Source organism: Neobacillus sp. BP17 (assembly GCF_059579525.1).
The window spans coordinates 3422791-3438592 of record NZ_CM184198.1 but is presented as its reverse complement, the minus strand read 5'-3'; the positions used below and the strand labels follow the sequence as shown (position 1 = coordinate 3438592).

The following is a 15802-nucleotide window of genomic DNA, read 5'->3' as shown; positions in this document are numbered from 1 at the left end:
GAACGCTACTGTCGAAAGATTATGGCTCGCCAGTCTGGCGAGTTTCTTTATTATTATAATGAAAAGGAGTGATGATGGTGATTCATAAAACGTTAATACCATTTCCTGATGGTTTTCTTTGGGGTGCTGCTTCTGCTGCCTATCAGGTCGAAGGTTCATGGGATAAAGATGGCAAAGGTGTTTCCAATTGGGATAAATTCGTCCGAATTCCCGGAAAAACATTTAAAGGAACAACAGGAGATGTGGCAGTAGATCATTATCGCCGATATAAAGAGGATGTCCAATTAATGGCTGAGATGGGCATGAAGGCTTACCGTTTTTCTGTTGCGTGGACACGGATATTCCCAAGTGGAAAAGGGCAGATAAATGAAAAAGGTTTAGAATTTTATGATCGATTAATTAATGAACTAAAGGCAAATAACATTGAGCCAGTTTTGACGTTATATCACTGGGATTTACCGCAGGCTCTTCAAGATGAGTATGGCGGCTGGGAATCGCGGCAAATTGTCGAAGATTTCACGAACTATAGTGTTGAACTATTTAAACGTTTTGGCGATCGGGTAAAATACTGGGTTAGCTTGAACGAGCAAAATATTTTTACCATGTTTGGCTACCGGATGGCGGCCCATCCTCCAGGGGTAAAGGATGACAAGTTATTCTATCAAGTCAATCACCATGCAAATCTGGCGAATGCTAGTGTCATTAAGGAATTCCGTAAGTATGTTCCAGATGGGAAGATTGGTCCTAGCTTTGCCTATAGTCCAGCATATGCATTAACCTCGAAACCAAGAGATATCCTTGCTGCTGAGATTGCCGAAGAGCTAAACAACCACTGGTGGATGGACATTTATGCTTGGGGAAAATATCCAGTGGCAGCTTGGAATTATCTCGAACAAAATGGCCTGGCGCCAACGATTGAGGATGATGACTTTGAATTGTTACGTGCTGGAACGCCTGATTTTATGGGATTAAATTACTATCAGACTACTACCTATGAAGAAAACCCATTAGTGGGTGGTGTTGGTGCTGGTGAGATGAATACTACTGGGAAAAAAGGGACTTCCCAAGATACAGGAATTCCTGGCATGTTTAAAACCGCCCCGAATCCAAATCTTGAAAGAACGGATTGGGATTGGAATATTGACCCACATGGATTAAGAATTGCGCTTCGCAGAATCACGAATCGTTATCACCTGCCAATCTTAATAAGTGAAAATGGTTTAGGTGCCTACGATAAAGTTGAAGAAGGCGATATCGTCAATGATGATTATCGGATTGATTTTATCCGGGCTCATATTATGGCGATTCAGGAGGCGATAACAGACGGTGTGGAAATGTTAGGTTATTGTGTTTGGTCCTTTACGGATTTATTAAGCTGGTTAAACGGTTTCCAAAAACGCTATGGATTTGTTTATGTGAACAAGCACGAAGAAGGGGAGCAAGACCTTCGGCGGATTAAAAAGAAAAGCTTCTATTGGTATAAAGAAGTCATTGAAACCAATGGTGAGAAATTATCATAATGAGCAAGTTTACGATCGAGAACCAATCTATACACTTGTTCACTCAATTTACGCCAAATTTTATAAAAATGTCACAACAATAATATAAAACGGAAAGTATAAGGAGGAAAAACAATGGCAGAAAAAATTTTCACAGTAATCGACAAGACCGGGATTCATGCCCGGCCGGCAACCGTGTTAGTCAGTACGGCAACGAAATTTAATTCAGATGTGCAATTAATATACAAGGAAAAACAAGTTAATCTGAAATCGATTATGGGCGTCATGTCGCTTGGAATTCCGAGCGGTGCGGAAATCAAGATTAAGGCAGAGGGGCAAGATGCAGAAAAGACAGTCCAAGTGCTCGAAGAAGTGATGAAAAAAGAAGGATTAGCTAATTAATCATTTTGATAGAACAAAAGTAAATTTTATTATTTCTTTAATGTTCTCTGTAATGTTCATAATAAAATATTTAATTTCTTGGATACTGTTCATTTAGTATCCTTTTTTGTGTTCAACAAGTCCTATATTGTCTACTAAATCGGGGGCAGTTCATTAGGAAGGAAATGGTATAGTGAACATTTAATAAAACTACTTCGTTGGAAGGATCAAACAAAATTTTATAATATTTTCCAAAAAGGGCAAACTACCGAAAACCGTTGTTTGAACGGACTTTACCGCTGAATTAAAAGAGAGGGGGATTGGATTGATCCAAAAGGTGATTCATTCTACACATATTTATATTCTGCTCATCATGTCCACCGGATTTATAGTCCATGTCTTGCTGCTTCCTATGATATTAACCGCATCCAATCGGGACTCATGGCTCTCTGTAATCGGCAGCGTTGCTCCTTTAATCCTTTGGACGGTCATGATTTATTATCTCAATAAAAAGTTTGAGCACAAAGATATGTTCTCTTTGTTATTTTCATTGCCTTCCTTCATTTCCTATTCGATTCGTATTTTGTTGGGTCTTTATTTTTTTCTTACTGCATTTATCACGTTCAAGTATACAGGCTTTTGGGCTAAATTAAATTACACGGCTGACATACCTGATTTCTTGGCTGTCGTTACCTTTGCATCTCTTTGCTATTATGCGTCACTGAAAGGAATTAGAACCATCGGCTCATTAGCGATTTTCTTTTTGCCTTTTGTTGTGATGTTAGGGTTTTTAGTGGGAATTGGAAATATAAAATATAAGGATTACAGCATGCTGTTCCCCGTTTTTGAGCGTGGATATAAAGATTTCTTTTTAGGAATCATGTATGCATGCTCCAGTTCATTTGAAATCATTTACTTTCTGTTTATCACACCCTTTATAAAAGACCGGATCAAAATCAAGCCGCTGATGATTGTTAGCATCGTCATCTTCTTCCTAGCGTTAGGGCCTTTGATGGGAGGAATCGCTGTATTTGGTGCGGAGGAGGCAGAAAAGATGAAGGTTCCTGCCTATGAACAATGGAAAATGCTAACAATTGGCATCAATATCGAACGCGTGGATTTTTTGTCAATCTTTCAATGGCGCTCTGGAGCATTCATACGGATCAGTTTAAGTATGTTTATCGTAGACCAACTATTGAATCGCGACCAAAAAAAGAGCTGGATTCTTCCCTTGCTTTATACGCTGCTCATCATCAGTGTGTTAATTCCATGGGATTTCAGTTCCTTTTTTTCCATCTTATATTCCGTTTATTTTCCTGCAAGCTTGGTCTTTCTGCTTTTTATATTTGGGTTGATGTTCGTTCTTAGTCGAATCAAGGGGGAATCTCCGTGAAAAGAAATAACCTGACCGTACTCAAATGGAAAGAGTGGTTTAAAGATTCTTCTGATATTGTCGTGCAAACCAAATCCTATCAAAGCAGTACCCATTGTCTCGCCTTTTTGTATTGCCCAAATTTAGTGGACACAAAGGTAATAAACGAAACCATTCTCCCTAACATCAATGAAGCGATGGAAAAAGAGCGAACACTGAGAATTGAACGCTTAAACTTTCTCTTGGGAGTCACCAAGCTTTCAGATGATGCTAATATCAAGTATGAAATAGAACAAAGGCTTTTTTCTGGAGAATTAATCATTTTGAATGAGGAAACAAACGATGTATTTTTTATTCCCGTCTCTAATGCACCAAAGAGAAGCCCGGAAGAAACCAATTTGGAAGCTTCGGTTCGGGGGCCAAGAGACGGCTTTGTAGAAAATATCTCCGATAATATGGCGCTGATCCGTCAACGATTGAAAACATCTACTTTAAAAAGCGTGGATTATACGATTGGAGTAAGAAGCAAAACGAAAATTTCACTACTTTATATAGAGGATATCATTAATCCCTCTATTTTGGATGACGTGCAAAATCGAATAAAATCTTATACGATTGATATCTTAAGCAGCAGCAACCAATTGGAAGAAATGCTCTATGACCGCCTCTTTTCCATTTTTCCCTTAATGGACTACTCCGGCAGACCCGATTATATTGTGGACTCCTTGAATCAAGGGAGATTTGCCATTTTGGTGGATGGAAGTCCTAGTTGTTTGATTGGTCCGACAGCTCTTACGCAATTAGCGATTTCGCCTGAAGATGTGCACAACAGTTTTTTTTACACTAGTTTCGTTCGTTTACTAAGGTTATCGGCTATAATCACGACCGTTTTATTGCCGGGCTTTTACATTGCCTTAATCACACATCAAACCGAGCAGATTCCTTATAACCTGCTTGCTACCATCGCTGTGTCAAGAACAGGGCTTCCTTTATCAGGATCTATTGAAGCGTTTATCATGCTAACCTTGTTTGAACTGTTTAAAGAAGCTGGGCTCAGGCTGCCAAAAGCTGTAGGGCAAACCGTGGCCGTTTTAGGCGGCTTGATCATTGGAGATGCGGCAATCCGAGCCGGGTTAACGTCTCCAAACATGCTGGTGGTGATCTCGATTACCGTCATTTCAGGGTATACATTGATCAACCAAAACTTATCGGGTAATTTGCTTGTTCTTCGCTATTTCGTTCTTACCCTGTCATCCATGTTCGGGATGTATGGATTTTTTCTTTCCTTTTTTTTCATTATCACCCTTGTTATTTCGCTTGAAAGTTTCGGGCAGCCCTATGTATCCGTATTTGCATTTCCAAATATGTCTAACATCCCAAAAATGTTTATCAAATTACCCTATAAGCTATTAAAAAAACGCAATTCTATTTTTCAACCAAAGGACACTACCAGACAGAAGGAGTAGTTTTCCATGAGGAACCTGATTTCTTTCATCATCATAACGAGCCTTATGTTTCTTTTGACAGGTTGTTTTGGGGCAAAAGAAATCGAAGGCGAGACTTATATTACCGCTATTGGAATGGACTATAAAGAGGGAGCATTTAAACTCTATATTCAGGGTCTAAATTTTGGGAATATCGCTAAACAAGAAGGAGGTCCTTTAGAACAACAGCCTATTTTAATCGGGGAGGCGAAAGGAGAAAGTCTCGCGGCAGCACTTGGGGAATTGGAACAACTGACCGCATTGCCATTAAATTATGGACATATTAAAACCATCATACTTAGCGACAGTATCTTGAAAGAAAAAATAGAGGTTGTGATGGATCTTATTAGTCGGTCTCCTTTTTTGAGGTACAACATCTTCATTTTTGGTACAGGAGAGAATCTAAAATCGTTAATGGAAACGCAAAGCTTTTTTAATTATTCACAATTGTATACGGTCATCCATAGACCAGAAGAGGTCATCCATTATGATTATTCACTCCCGATCATTAAATACCATCAATTTACTTCCCGTTATTACCGATCGGTTGGAACGACTTTAATCCCGTCGTTAAACATCGATAATAACCATTTTACGGAAGGAAAGAAAAAATCAATCGCCCATATCAATGGAGAATATGTGTTTTCCAAGCAGCACTTTAAAGGTTGGTTGAGCAAAAAAGAGTTTAGTGGACTCCGTTGGCTCACAGGACAAAACCAAGATGTCTTTATCCGGCCTGGGAACGAAAACCTATCAGTACGAGTGAGAAACCTTAAAACAAAAATCTTGGTTTCAAAAGAAAAGAACCCTTCATATAAGATTGTGGTCAAAGGGAAGGGAATTATGACTCAAAATAGCAAAAATAAAACACTAAAAGAAGTGGAAAAGGAGATCAATAAAATAATAAAAAACGAAATTTTATCGACTGTAAAAAAAGGTGACCAGCTGAATACAGATGTCTTGAACATTAGTGAGAAATCGTATAAATATTATTTGAACCATTGGAGTATCGACACAATAAGAAAATTTAACGCTCATTCGGTAAAACAGGTACAGGTCAAGATCAAATTGGAACCGGGGAATTACAAATATGGAAATGCAAAAATAGACGCGGCATAATGCTGTGTCTTTTTTATTAAAATATATCACTTTTGAAAAGAAAGGGTAGGCAATAATCAAAGTTTTTTAAAATATTTTCACTATTACAATATTTGAAATATTTACAACGTTTGTTATATGTGATACCTTATAAATATAAAGTGTAACAAAAATCACACTGATAACAAAAATAACGTTACATGTTTTTCCTGCAATGAGATTTTTTGTAAGCGTTTAAAAGGGATTGAATCAAACAAAGGGGATGAAGTAATGATTATTCATGACGTTGAAACGTATTCACAAGAGGAAATGAAAGCGCTACAGTTGAAGCGGTTAAAGGAAACGGTAAAAAGAGTGACGGCTAAAGTACCTTTTTATCAAGAAAAGTTTAATGAACTTAATATAACAGCAGAGGACATCCAAACTGTAGAAGACGTTAGGAAACTGCCATTTACAAAAAAAGAAGCTTTACGTGACAATTACCCTTTCAACTTATTTGCGGCTGACATGAAAGACATCATTCGCATTCATGCTTCTTCTGGTACAAGCGGAAAGCCAACAGTAGTGGGCTATACAAAGAACGATATTGATAATTGGGCAGATATGGTTGCCCGCGCCATTGCAATAGCGGGTGGAGAACCAGATGGAGTATTTCAAAATGCGTACGGATATGGATTATTTACAGGTGGATTAGGAATTCATTATGGAGCAGAAAGACTTGGCATGGCGACAGTTCCGATATCCGGGGGGAATACAGACCGCCAAATTACTGTCATTGAAGACTTTAAGCCAACAGTAATTGCTGGAACGCCTTCCTATATTCTCAAAGTTGCAGAAGAAATGGAATATATGGGGAAAGATCCAAAAAACAGCTCTTTAAAATTTGGTATCTTTGGGGCAGAGCCATGGTCGGAAGAAATGCGTAAAGTTTTAGAAGACAAGTTTGGGATTAAAGCCTGTGATATCTATGGTTTGAGTGAAGTAATGGGACCGGGAGTAGCGATGGAATGTCATGAATCGCAAGATGGATTACATATTGCGGAGGATCATTTTATCGTGGAAGTCATCAATCCGGATACCCTTGAACCTGTAGCAGATGGTGAAGAAGGCGAATTGGTTTTCACTAGCTTAACGAAAGAGGCATTTCCAGTTATACGTTATCGTACAGGAGATATCGCTTCTATTACGAGGGAAAAATGCAAATGCGGCAGAACAACCACAAGAATGTCACGTGTGAAGGGCCGTATCGATGATATGCTCATTATCCGTGGAGTAAATGTCTTTCCGTCTGAGATTGAACATTTTTTAATCCAAATTGAGGATCTCGCGCCGCATTACCAGGTCCGTTTGCGTCGGGAAGGAACGTTGGATGTAGTGGAATTACATGTGGAAGTTACTGAAGAGGTTTACCAACAAGTAAATAACGACATTCAGCATGAGCGTATTAAACTTGTTATGAAAAAAGTACAGCATTCGATGAAGAACAACTGTTTGGTGAGCATGAAGGTAAAAGTGCTTGCTCCAAGAAGTATTCCTAGATCTGATGGCAAAGCAGTCCGCATTGTGGATGAGCGGAAAGTTGCTGTTACTGTATAAAATATTAAATTTTTAAAAAATAGTTTGATTTTTAACATAACCATAATTTATAATGTCGTTATAGAAATGTTATACGAAAGGGAGGGAATAGACGATGTCTAATCTCACAGAAACATTAACTGAGGCGGAAAAGTTAGAACAATTTATGACGCGCATCGAAGCGGGGGAGAAGATCGAAGTAGACGATTGGATGCCTGATGAATATAGAACAGCACTTATTAAATTAATTTCGATGCATGGAATGAGCGAAATTATGGGAGCGCTGCCGGAAAAAGAATGGGTACCGAAAGCACCTTCTCTTCGTCGGAAACTCGGTATCATGGCAAAAGTTCAGGATGAAATGGGACACGGCCAATTATTGCTGCGTGTAGCAGAAGACTTGTTAAAGCCTTACGGAAAAACAAGAGGCGACTTAATGGAAGACTTATTTCAAGGGAAGCTTAAGTTTCACAATGTGTTTCATATGCCAGCACCAACTTGGGGAGATGCAGGATTAATCGGCTGGCTTGTAGACGGAGCGGCAATCATCACTCAAACGGATATGTTAGGCGCTTCCTACGGCCCATATGCAAGAGCACTCCATCGCATTTGTGCAGAAGAAGTGTTCCATGCTCAGCATGGTGAATCCATCATCATTGCTCTGGCGGAAGGAACAGAAGAGCAAAAAGCCATGATTCAAGAGGCGCTAAACCGTTGGTGGGAGGCTTTGCTCATATTCTTTGGACCTGCCAGCAGCACTACAATGGGCAGCTCGAAACAAGATGTAACCATTAAATACAAGATTCGTACAAAAAACAATGAAGAACTACGTCAAGCCTTTTTTACGAAATATATTCCGCGGATTTTATCATTAGGTTTAACGATTCCGGACCCGACACTCCATTATGATGAGGAAAAGCAACAGTGGGTATATGAACAGCCTAATTGGGATGAGTTAAAGAAAATCAGTAAAAACCAAGGTCCACGATCTCAAGCTCGTCTGAACCTTCGCCGGAAATCCTACGAAAGTAACGCTTGGGTACGAGAAGCATTAAGTGCAGCGATTCGCTGAGAAGCAGAAGGGGGTAGATGGAAAAATGGAAAATAACAAGAAAACATTTTATCAAGAATATGAAGTCTTTAGTAAACGTACACCTAGCTCTGCGTTCCAGCATCAATTCAGCTTGCTCGCTCCAAACGCAGAAATGGCTTTGATAATGGCTCAAGAAAATTTTATGCGCCGTGAACCGGTTGCTGACATTTGGGTGGTTAACAGATCAGACATTCGAGCGTTAGCTCCAGAAGAAAAGCAAATGTTAAAACGTTTAGATAATAAAGACTACCGTACAACTAAAGGATACGGATATTTAAAGAAAAAATGGCGTCATTACGAACAGAAGATGTTTGATGAAAAAGAGATTTTGTCGTGGGCAGGGGGAAAAGACAAATGAGTGAAGCAGCAAAAACATTAAGCCCAGAATATAAAGAGGCTTTGGTTGAATTATTATTTCAGCTGGCAGATGATGATTTCTTTTTTGCTTACCGTGGTTCTGAATGGCTTGGATTAGCTCCGCATATTGAAGAGGATGTGGCATCTTCCTCCATCAGCCAGGACAGCATGGGGCATGCGGCAATGTTCTATACTTTGTTGGAAGAATTAGGATTAGGGAAAGCAGACGATCTAGCGCATGCTCGTCCTGCGCATGAAAGAAAGAATAGTATTTTAGTAGAACGCTTAAACGGCCCGGGTAATTATATGGAAGATGCACAATATGATTGGGCTTACGCGGTAGTAAGAAACTGTTTCTACACACTAGCGAAGAAAGTGAAAATAGACTCGCTAAAACAAAGCACATACGGTCCGCTGGCAGAAGTAGCGGTGAAAGTAAATATGGAACTTTACTATCACTTGCTTCATTGGAAAACTTGGTTTGTTCAGCTTTTAAGTACAACAGAAGATGCGAAAGAGCGAATGATCCAAGCAATGGACAAAGTAATGAGTGACTTTGATGATGTATTTTCATTAGGAAGTCATGCTGAACAAATGAAACAGTTTGGCTTGATTGAAGAAGAAAGCGTTTTAAAAGAAAAATGGACTGTTGCCCTTGCTAATATATTTGAATCGCTAGATTTAGAAATTCCTAGAAAAGTAAATCCTCAAAGCCAAAATGGACGCAACGGAGAACACACAAAAGAATTAGATGACGCGTTATCAACACTCGGTGAAGTATACAAACTCGATCCTGTTGCGCCTTGGTAATCACTCAGAAAAGAGGTGTAAATAATGATAGCACCCTTGCAGATAACACAGGAAGACGTGTTAAGCATATTGGAAAATGTAAAAGATCCTGAGATTGATACAGTAAGTATAATTGATTTAGGAATGGTGGAAGAAGTTTCTATCCAAAACAGTGCTATATCGATTAAAATATTGCCGACCTTTTTAGGCTGTCCGGCTTTAGAGTTTATTAAAAACAATATTGTTTCTGCGGTGAAAGGGCTTCCGGCTGTTGAAGAAGTTTCGGTGGAGTTTGTTCAATCCCCGCCATGGACATCAGACCGTATCACGGAAAAAGGACAACAGGGGCTAAAGGCGTTCGGAATAGCCCCTCCTCCAAAACGGATGGAGGAAGACGGCTCCTGGCACGTAGACTGTCCGTACTGTGGATCTACTTATGTAACATTGGAAAATATCTTTGGCCCAACAGCATGTAGAAGCATTTTGTATTGCAAAAGCTGCAAAAACCCATTTGAGGCAATGAAGCCGATTTCAAATTTAATGTAAAGCGAGGATACAACCATGGTGAAAATGATTGCATTATATAAACATCCTGAAAACAAAGAAGCATTTGACGAGCATTACTTTAATGTTCACGGTCCTATTACAGAGAAGATTCCCGGCCTTCGTAAAATGGAAGTAACCAAAATCACCGGCTCTCCTATGGGGGGAGAAGGAGAGTATTACTTAATGTGTGAAATGTACTACGACGATTATGAAGCCCTTAAGCAAGGCATGCGTTCTGTAGAGGGCAAGGCTTCTGGGAAAGATTTAATGGGCTTTGCTGGAGAACTTGTAACATTAATGATAGGTGAAGAAGTGAAATGATTAGTTTCCAATTTATCGAAACTTCCATTATAGACGGGGTAGGGTTAATTGAACTAAACCGCCCTAAGCAATACAATGCATTAAACCGCAGAATGGTAAGAGAAATTGTCGAAGCGATGGAATCATTTGATCAGCAGGATGAAGTGGTCACGATATTAATTACCGGAAAAGGACGTGCTTTTTCAGCCGGTGCTGATATTGATGAAATGGCAAATGATGATTCAATTCGTTTAGAGCTGTTAAATCAGTTTGCAGATTGGGATCGTTTAGGTCTTATCAAAAAACCGATAATTGGCGCGGTGAAAGGATTTGTGTTGGGTGGGGGTTTTGAGCTAGCGCTTTGCTGCGACCTGTTAATTGCAGCAAGCGGTACTGAATTTTCATTTCCAGAAGTCAATATTGGTGTAATGCCAGGAGCTGGAGGCACCCAACGTTTAACGAAGCTTGTTGGAAGAACAAAAGCACTGGAATGGCTTTTGACCGGGGATAGAATTTCGGTAGAACAAGCGCAGGAGCACGGAATCGTTAATCGGATTGTGGCTGAAGAACTATTGATGGAAGAAGCAATGAAGTTTGCCAATAAGCTAGCAAAACAACCTCCTTTATCATTGCGACTTATTAAAGATTCGGTAAATAAAGCGGTGGACCATTCCTTATACGAAGGGATGCAGTATGAACGAAAGAATTTTTACTTATTGTTCTCTTCACAAGATCAAAAAGAAGGAATGCAGGCTTTCATAGAAAGAAGAAAACCGCACTTCAATGGAAGATAAGGAGGCGGAAGAGATATGTTTGAAACGATTCGCTACAATGTGCAAGATGGCGTAGCTTGGCTGCGATTGAATAGACCGGATAAGCTGAATGCTTTTATCGCTCAAATGAATCGCGAAATAAAAGAGGCGGTAAGAGAAGCATCCTTAGATGAAACCGTGCGATGTATTGTCATAACTGGTGAAGGGCGTGCGTTTTGCTCCGGACAAGACTTAGCAGAAGTTAATGAAGAAATGGATCATGGCCAAGTTCTCAGAGATCATTACGGCCCGATGGTGAAACGAATTGTGAAATGTGAGAAGCCAATTATTGCTGCCGTAAACGGTGTAGCAGCAGGGGCTGGATTTAGTTTAGCACTTGCTTGCGATTTTAGAATAGCTTCAGAAAAGGCAAGCTTCCTTAATGCCTTCATCCATGTCGGATTAATTCCAGATTCAGGTAATATTTATTTCCTTTCTAAATTAATCGGAAGCGCGAAAGCGGCAGAGCTGTCTATCTTGGGAGAAAAGGTTAGTGCTGAGAAGGCTTTTGACCTCGGGCTAGTGACAAAAGTGATTCCGATGGATACTTGGGAACAAGAAGTCGAGGAGTTTGCTGTGAAACTTGCACAAATGCCAACGAAAGCAATCGGCTTAATCAAACGTTATTTAACCTTGGCTAACAACCTTTCTTTTGACTCTTTTTTAGAGAAAGAAGCGGAAGGTCAACGTATTGCAGGATTAACACAAGATTCTCGTGAAGGTGTTAACGCATTTTTAGAAAAACGCAAACCTGTTTTTACAGGAAAATAAAAGGAGTGGGGATAATATGACCACAGTTCAAGAAATCAAAACAGAAAAACCTACTATGAAACATGAATTCTACCATTTAATCATCAATGGCGAAAAGGTAGAAAGCAGCAACGGCGCTACGTTTAAAACATATAATCCTGCTACTGGCGAAGTCATTGCGGAAGTAGCAAAAGCGACAAAAGAAGATACAGAAAAAGCCATTCAAGCCGCTCGCAATGCCTTTGATTTTGGCAAATGGAAAAAATCACCAGTTAATAAACGTTCTCGTGTGTTAAATAAAATCGCTTCGATCATGCGTTCAAGATTTAATGAATTAGTAGAGTTAGAGATTTTAGATACTGGCAAATCTTTGCATGCCGCACAAGGTCAAGTGATGCAGGCAATTGAAGACTTCGAATTTTATGCAGGTGCCATCGTAGGACATGGCGGTACGGTGAACCCTCTGCCAGGACAATTCCACAACTATACTGAAAAAGAACCTGTGGGTGTTTGCGCGCAGATCATTCCTTGGAATTACCCATTAATGATGGCTGCATGGAAGATTGCTCCTGCCATCGCTGTCGGATGTTCAGTTGTTGTAAAGCCGGCTAGTTTAACACCGCTTACAGCTATTATTCTTGGAGAAATTTGTTTTGAGGCAGGAGTACCTGAAGGAGTCGTGAATATCGTTCCTGGTTCAGGTGCAGAAGTTGGAAACTACTTAGTAGAGCATCCACAAGTGGATAAAGTAGCCTTCACTGGTTCTACACCAATCGGTAAAGATATCATGGCAAGAGCGTCACAAACGTTAAAGCGTGTTACATTAGAGTTAGGCGGTAAATCTCCTAATATCGTGTTTGAAGATGCTGATATCGATGCAGCGGTAGACGGTTCTTTATACGGTATTTTCTACAATACAGGTCAGTCTTGTGAAGCCCGCTCACGTTTATACGTACACGAAGACATTTATGACGAATTTGTAAGTAAATTTGTTGAAAAGACAAAGAAATTGAAATTAGGAAATCCATTTGACAAAGAAACACATGTTGGTGCGATTATTGATCAAGGCCAATGGGATGTAGTAGATGGTTATGTGAAATCTGCCATTGAAGAAGGGGCAGAGATTTTGGCCGGCGGTAAAGGGGCGAAAGTCGAAGGCTTTGAAAATGGATTCTGGTACGAGCCAACTGTTATTGCCAATGTTAATCACGACATGAAAGTAGTTAAGGAAGAAATTTTTGGACCAGTTGTCGTGATCATGAAATTTAAAGATGAAAAAGAAGCCATCAAATTAGCTAATGATACGGAATTTGGGCTAGGTTCAGCTGTTTGGTCGAAAGACGGAGCACGTGCTACTCGTGTAGCAAATCAAATTCAAGCTGGTATCGTAATGGTGAACTGTCCGTTCTCAGCCATGCCTGGAACACCATTTGGCGGTTATAAACAATCCGGTTTTGGCCGTGAGCTATGCATTGAGACGCTTGATCTATATACGGAAACAAAAAGCATTATTTCGTACTATGGCAGCCGTCCGTTAAATCCATTTGGTGTGTAATTCTATGATGAGTACGGATAAAGCTCCTAATGAGTTTTATTCGTACTCATTTGCATAATAGTGTGTTGAATAAGGAGGACAACGATGATTAATAACATTGTAGTAGTAGGTTCGGGTGTAATGGGAAGAGGAATTGCCTATGTAGGAGCAGTCGGCGGATACTCGGTTACATTAGTGGATGTGAATGAAGCGGCATTAGAAAATGCCAAAAAAGAATTGAACAGCATTTTTGAAAAAGGATTATCCCGCGGGAAAATATCTGCTGAAACGGTAGAATTGTCCAAGAAAAATCTTTACTATGCTACTAATTTACAAGAAGCGGCCAGTGAAGCGGATTTAGTGATTGAGGCGGTTCCTGAGAAAGCTGAAATCAAAAAAGCGGTATTTGAAACCATTGAAAAATATGCACCAGCTCATTGTTTCTTTGCGACGAACACTTCAACAATGAGTCCTACGGAAATTGCTTCATACGGAAACCGTACGGAAAAAACAATAGCGATGCACTTCTTTAATCCGGTTCATAAAATGCCGCTTGTAGAAATTATTCGCGGCTTGGAAACAAGTGATGAAACAGCACAAGTGATTAAAGAAGTGGCGGAAAAGATGGGAAAAGAGACAGTTGTAATTAATGAGTTCCCTGGATTTGTCACAAGCCGCATTAGCGCCTTGGTCGGTAATGAAGCTTTTTACATGCTTCAAGAAGGGCTGGGTACACCTGAGGAGATTGATAAAGCCATTAAACTGGGATTAAACTACCCAATGGGTCCTTTTGAACTTGTAGACTTGGTAGGGTTAGATGCCCGATTAAATAATTTAAAGTATTTGCATGAGAAGCTTGGTGAAAAATATCGTCCGGCTCCGTTATTAGAGCAATATGTGAAGGCAGGACGTTTAGGTCGAAAATCAGGCAAGGGAGTATATGATTATACTACCAAAGAAAAAGAGGCGGTTAAAAAATGAGAGAAGTTGTAATCGTAGATGCTGTTCGAACACCAATTGGCAGATATAACGGAGCATTAAAAAGTGTACGTCCAGATGACTTAGGTGCGGTTGTCATCAAGGCGCTTGTAGAACGCAATCCAGCTCTTCCAGCTGATGAAATTGAAGAAGTAATCTTTGGAAACGCAAACCAGGCAGGGGAAGATAATCGTAACGTAGCAAGAATGTCGGCTTTACTGGCAGGTCTCCCTGTTAGCGTTGCGGGTACAACAGTGAACCGTTTGTGCGGTTCTGGATTAGATGCTGTCATGTATGCAGCGAGAGCGATTGCGATTGGAGAAGGGGACATTTACATTGCCGGCGGAACGGAAAGTATGACACGTGCGCCTTTCGTTATGGCAAAGCCTGATAAAGAATTCCCTCGCGGTGGTATGGAGCTTCAGGACACGACGATTGGCTGGCGCTTCACAAACAAAAAGTTAGAAGAAATGTACGGCGTAGACACAATGCCGAAAACAGCTGAAAATGTAGCTCAGCGCTTTAATGTTTCGCGGAGTGATCAGGATCAGTTCGCTATTGAGAGTCAGCAGCGAGCGAAAAAAGCGATGGAAGAAAATCGTTTTGCAGAAGAGATTGTCCCTGTCGTATTTAAAGATCGAAAAGGAAATGAAATTGTCGTCGATACGGATGAGCATCCTCGTCCGGATACAACATTAGATAAACTCGGAAAATTAAAGCCTCTGTTTGAAGGAGGCACGGTTACGGCGGGTAATGCTTCAGGTGTCAATGACGGAGCATCAGCGTTATTAATCATGAGTGCCGATAAGGCGAAGGAATTAGGATTAAAGCCTTTAGTGAAGTATGTAGTAGGAGCGACGGCAGGATTAGAGCCGGCTATCATGGGATTAGGACCGATTTTTGCTACAAGAAAAGCGCTGCAGCGTTCTAATCTAACGGTAGAGGATCTCGGTTTAATTGAATTGAATGAGGCATTTGCTTCTCAATCTTTGGAATGCATCCGTCAATTGGAACTGGATACAAATAAAGTGAATGTAAACGGAGGGGCGATTGCGTTTGGCCATCCGCTTGGGGCAAGCGGAGCCCGTATCTTAACAACCCTTATATACGAAATGAAGAAACGTGATGAAAAATACGGCCTTGCGACGATGTGTGTTGGTGTTGGGCAAGGAATAGCGGCAATCGTAGAGAATGTAACAGAATAACGGGAGGGCCCTTATTTGACGACATGCCA

At 40.3% G+C, this 15802-nt stretch carries 16 protein-coding genes; all 16 read left to right on the top strand.

Going from position 1 to position 15802, the window contains the following annotated elements; all coding sequences use genetic code 11:
• Positions 1 to 77 precede the first annotated feature (77 nt).
• On the top strand, positions 78 to 1520 hold the full coding sequence (locus AC4QJR_RS16580) for a glycoside hydrolase family 1 protein (protein WP_496526697.1): 1443 nt from the start codon (positions 78 to 80) through the stop codon (positions 1518 to 1520).
• Between the two features lie 114 nt (positions 1521 to 1634).
• On the top strand, positions 1635 to 1901 hold the full coding sequence (locus AC4QJR_RS16575) for a phosphocarrier protein HPr (RefSeq protein WP_496523567.1): 267 nt from the start codon (positions 1635 to 1637) through the stop codon (positions 1899 to 1901).
• Positions 1902 to 2205: 304 nt separating this feature from the next.
• Positions 2206 to 3273, top strand: a complete 1068-nt coding sequence (locus AC4QJR_RS16570; RefSeq protein WP_496523566.1) for an endospore germination permease — start codon at positions 2206 to 2208, stop codon at positions 3271 to 3273.
• Positions 3270 to 4718: a spore germination protein gene (locus AC4QJR_RS16565; protein ID WP_496523565.1), complete on the top strand. Its 1449-nt coding sequence runs from the start codon at positions 3270 to 3272 to the stop codon at positions 4716 to 4718. Before AC4QJR_RS16570 ends, AC4QJR_RS16565 begins: the two co-directional genes overlap by 4 nt.
• Before the next feature lie 6 nt (positions 4719 to 4724).
• Positions 4725 to 5855: a Ger(x)C family spore germination protein gene (locus tag AC4QJR_RS16560; RefSeq protein WP_496523564.1), complete on the top strand. Its 1131-nt coding sequence runs from the start codon at positions 4725 to 4727 to the stop codon at positions 5853 to 5855.
• A gap of 249 nt (positions 5856 to 6104) precedes the next feature.
• A complete protein-coding gene (locus AC4QJR_RS16555; protein WP_496523563.1) occupies positions 6105 to 7430 on the top strand; it encodes a phenylacetate--CoA ligase family protein in 1326 nt (441 codons plus the stop codon).
• 94 nt (positions 7431 to 7524) lie between these two features.
• Positions 7525 to 8481, top strand: a complete 957-nt coding sequence (gene paaA, locus AC4QJR_RS16550) for a 1,2-phenylacetyl-CoA epoxidase subunit PaaA (RefSeq protein ID WP_496523562.1) — start codon at positions 7525 to 7527, stop codon at positions 8479 to 8481.
• 25 nt (positions 8482 to 8506) lie between these two features.
• A complete protein-coding gene (gene paaB, locus AC4QJR_RS16545) occupies positions 8507 to 8860 on the top strand; it encodes a 1,2-phenylacetyl-CoA epoxidase subunit PaaB (protein WP_496523561.1) in 354 nt (117 codons plus the stop codon).
• Positions 8857 to 9669 carry a 1,2-phenylacetyl-CoA epoxidase subunit PaaC gene (paaC, locus tag AC4QJR_RS16540; RefSeq protein ID WP_098571810.1) on the top strand — a complete coding sequence of 271 codons (813 nt, stop codon included), beginning with the start codon at positions 8857 to 8859 and terminating at the stop codon, positions 9667 to 9669. Before paaB ends, paaC begins: the two co-directional genes overlap by 4 nt.
• A 24-nt stretch (positions 9670 to 9693) precedes the next feature.
• Positions 9694 to 10194, top strand: a complete 501-nt coding sequence (paaD, locus tag AC4QJR_RS16535; RefSeq protein WP_098571811.1) for a 1,2-phenylacetyl-CoA epoxidase subunit PaaD — start codon at positions 9694 to 9696, stop codon at positions 10192 to 10194.
• 15 nt (positions 10195 to 10209) lie between these two features.
• Positions 10210 to 10515: an EthD family reductase gene (locus AC4QJR_RS16530; protein ID WP_098571812.1), complete on the top strand. Its 306-nt coding sequence runs from the start codon at positions 10210 to 10212 to the stop codon at positions 10513 to 10515.
• Complete coding sequence (locus AC4QJR_RS16525) at positions 10512 to 11288, top strand: enoyl-CoA hydratase/isomerase family protein (RefSeq protein ID WP_098571813.1); 777 nt, start codon at positions 10512 to 10514, stop codon at positions 11286 to 11288. Before AC4QJR_RS16530 ends, AC4QJR_RS16525 begins: the two co-directional genes overlap by 4 nt.
• A gap of 15 nt (positions 11289 to 11303) precedes the next feature.
• Complete coding sequence (locus tag AC4QJR_RS16520; protein WP_496523560.1) at positions 11304 to 12077, top strand: enoyl-CoA hydratase-related protein; 774 nt, start codon at positions 11304 to 11306, stop codon at positions 12075 to 12077.
• Between the two features lie 16 nt (positions 12078 to 12093).
• The gene (locus AC4QJR_RS16515) at positions 12094 to 13611 is read left to right on the top strand and encodes an aldehyde dehydrogenase family protein (RefSeq protein WP_496523559.1); all 1518 of its coding nucleotides are present in this window, start codon (positions 12094 to 12096) and stop codon (positions 13609 to 13611) included.
• Positions 13612 to 13695: 84 nt separating this feature from the next.
• Positions 13696 to 14571, top strand: a complete 876-nt coding sequence (locus AC4QJR_RS16510) for a 3-hydroxyacyl-CoA dehydrogenase (RefSeq protein WP_375375548.1) — start codon at positions 13696 to 13698, stop codon at positions 14569 to 14571.
• Positions 14568 to 15773 (top strand): 3-oxoadipyl-CoA thiolase, encoded by a 1206-nt coding sequence (locus AC4QJR_RS16505; RefSeq protein WP_496523558.1) that lies wholly within the window; start codon positions 14568 to 14570, stop codon positions 15771 to 15773. The genes AC4QJR_RS16510 and AC4QJR_RS16505 overlap by 4 nt, the downstream gene beginning before the upstream one ends.
• Positions 15774 to 15802 lie beyond the last annotated feature (29 nt).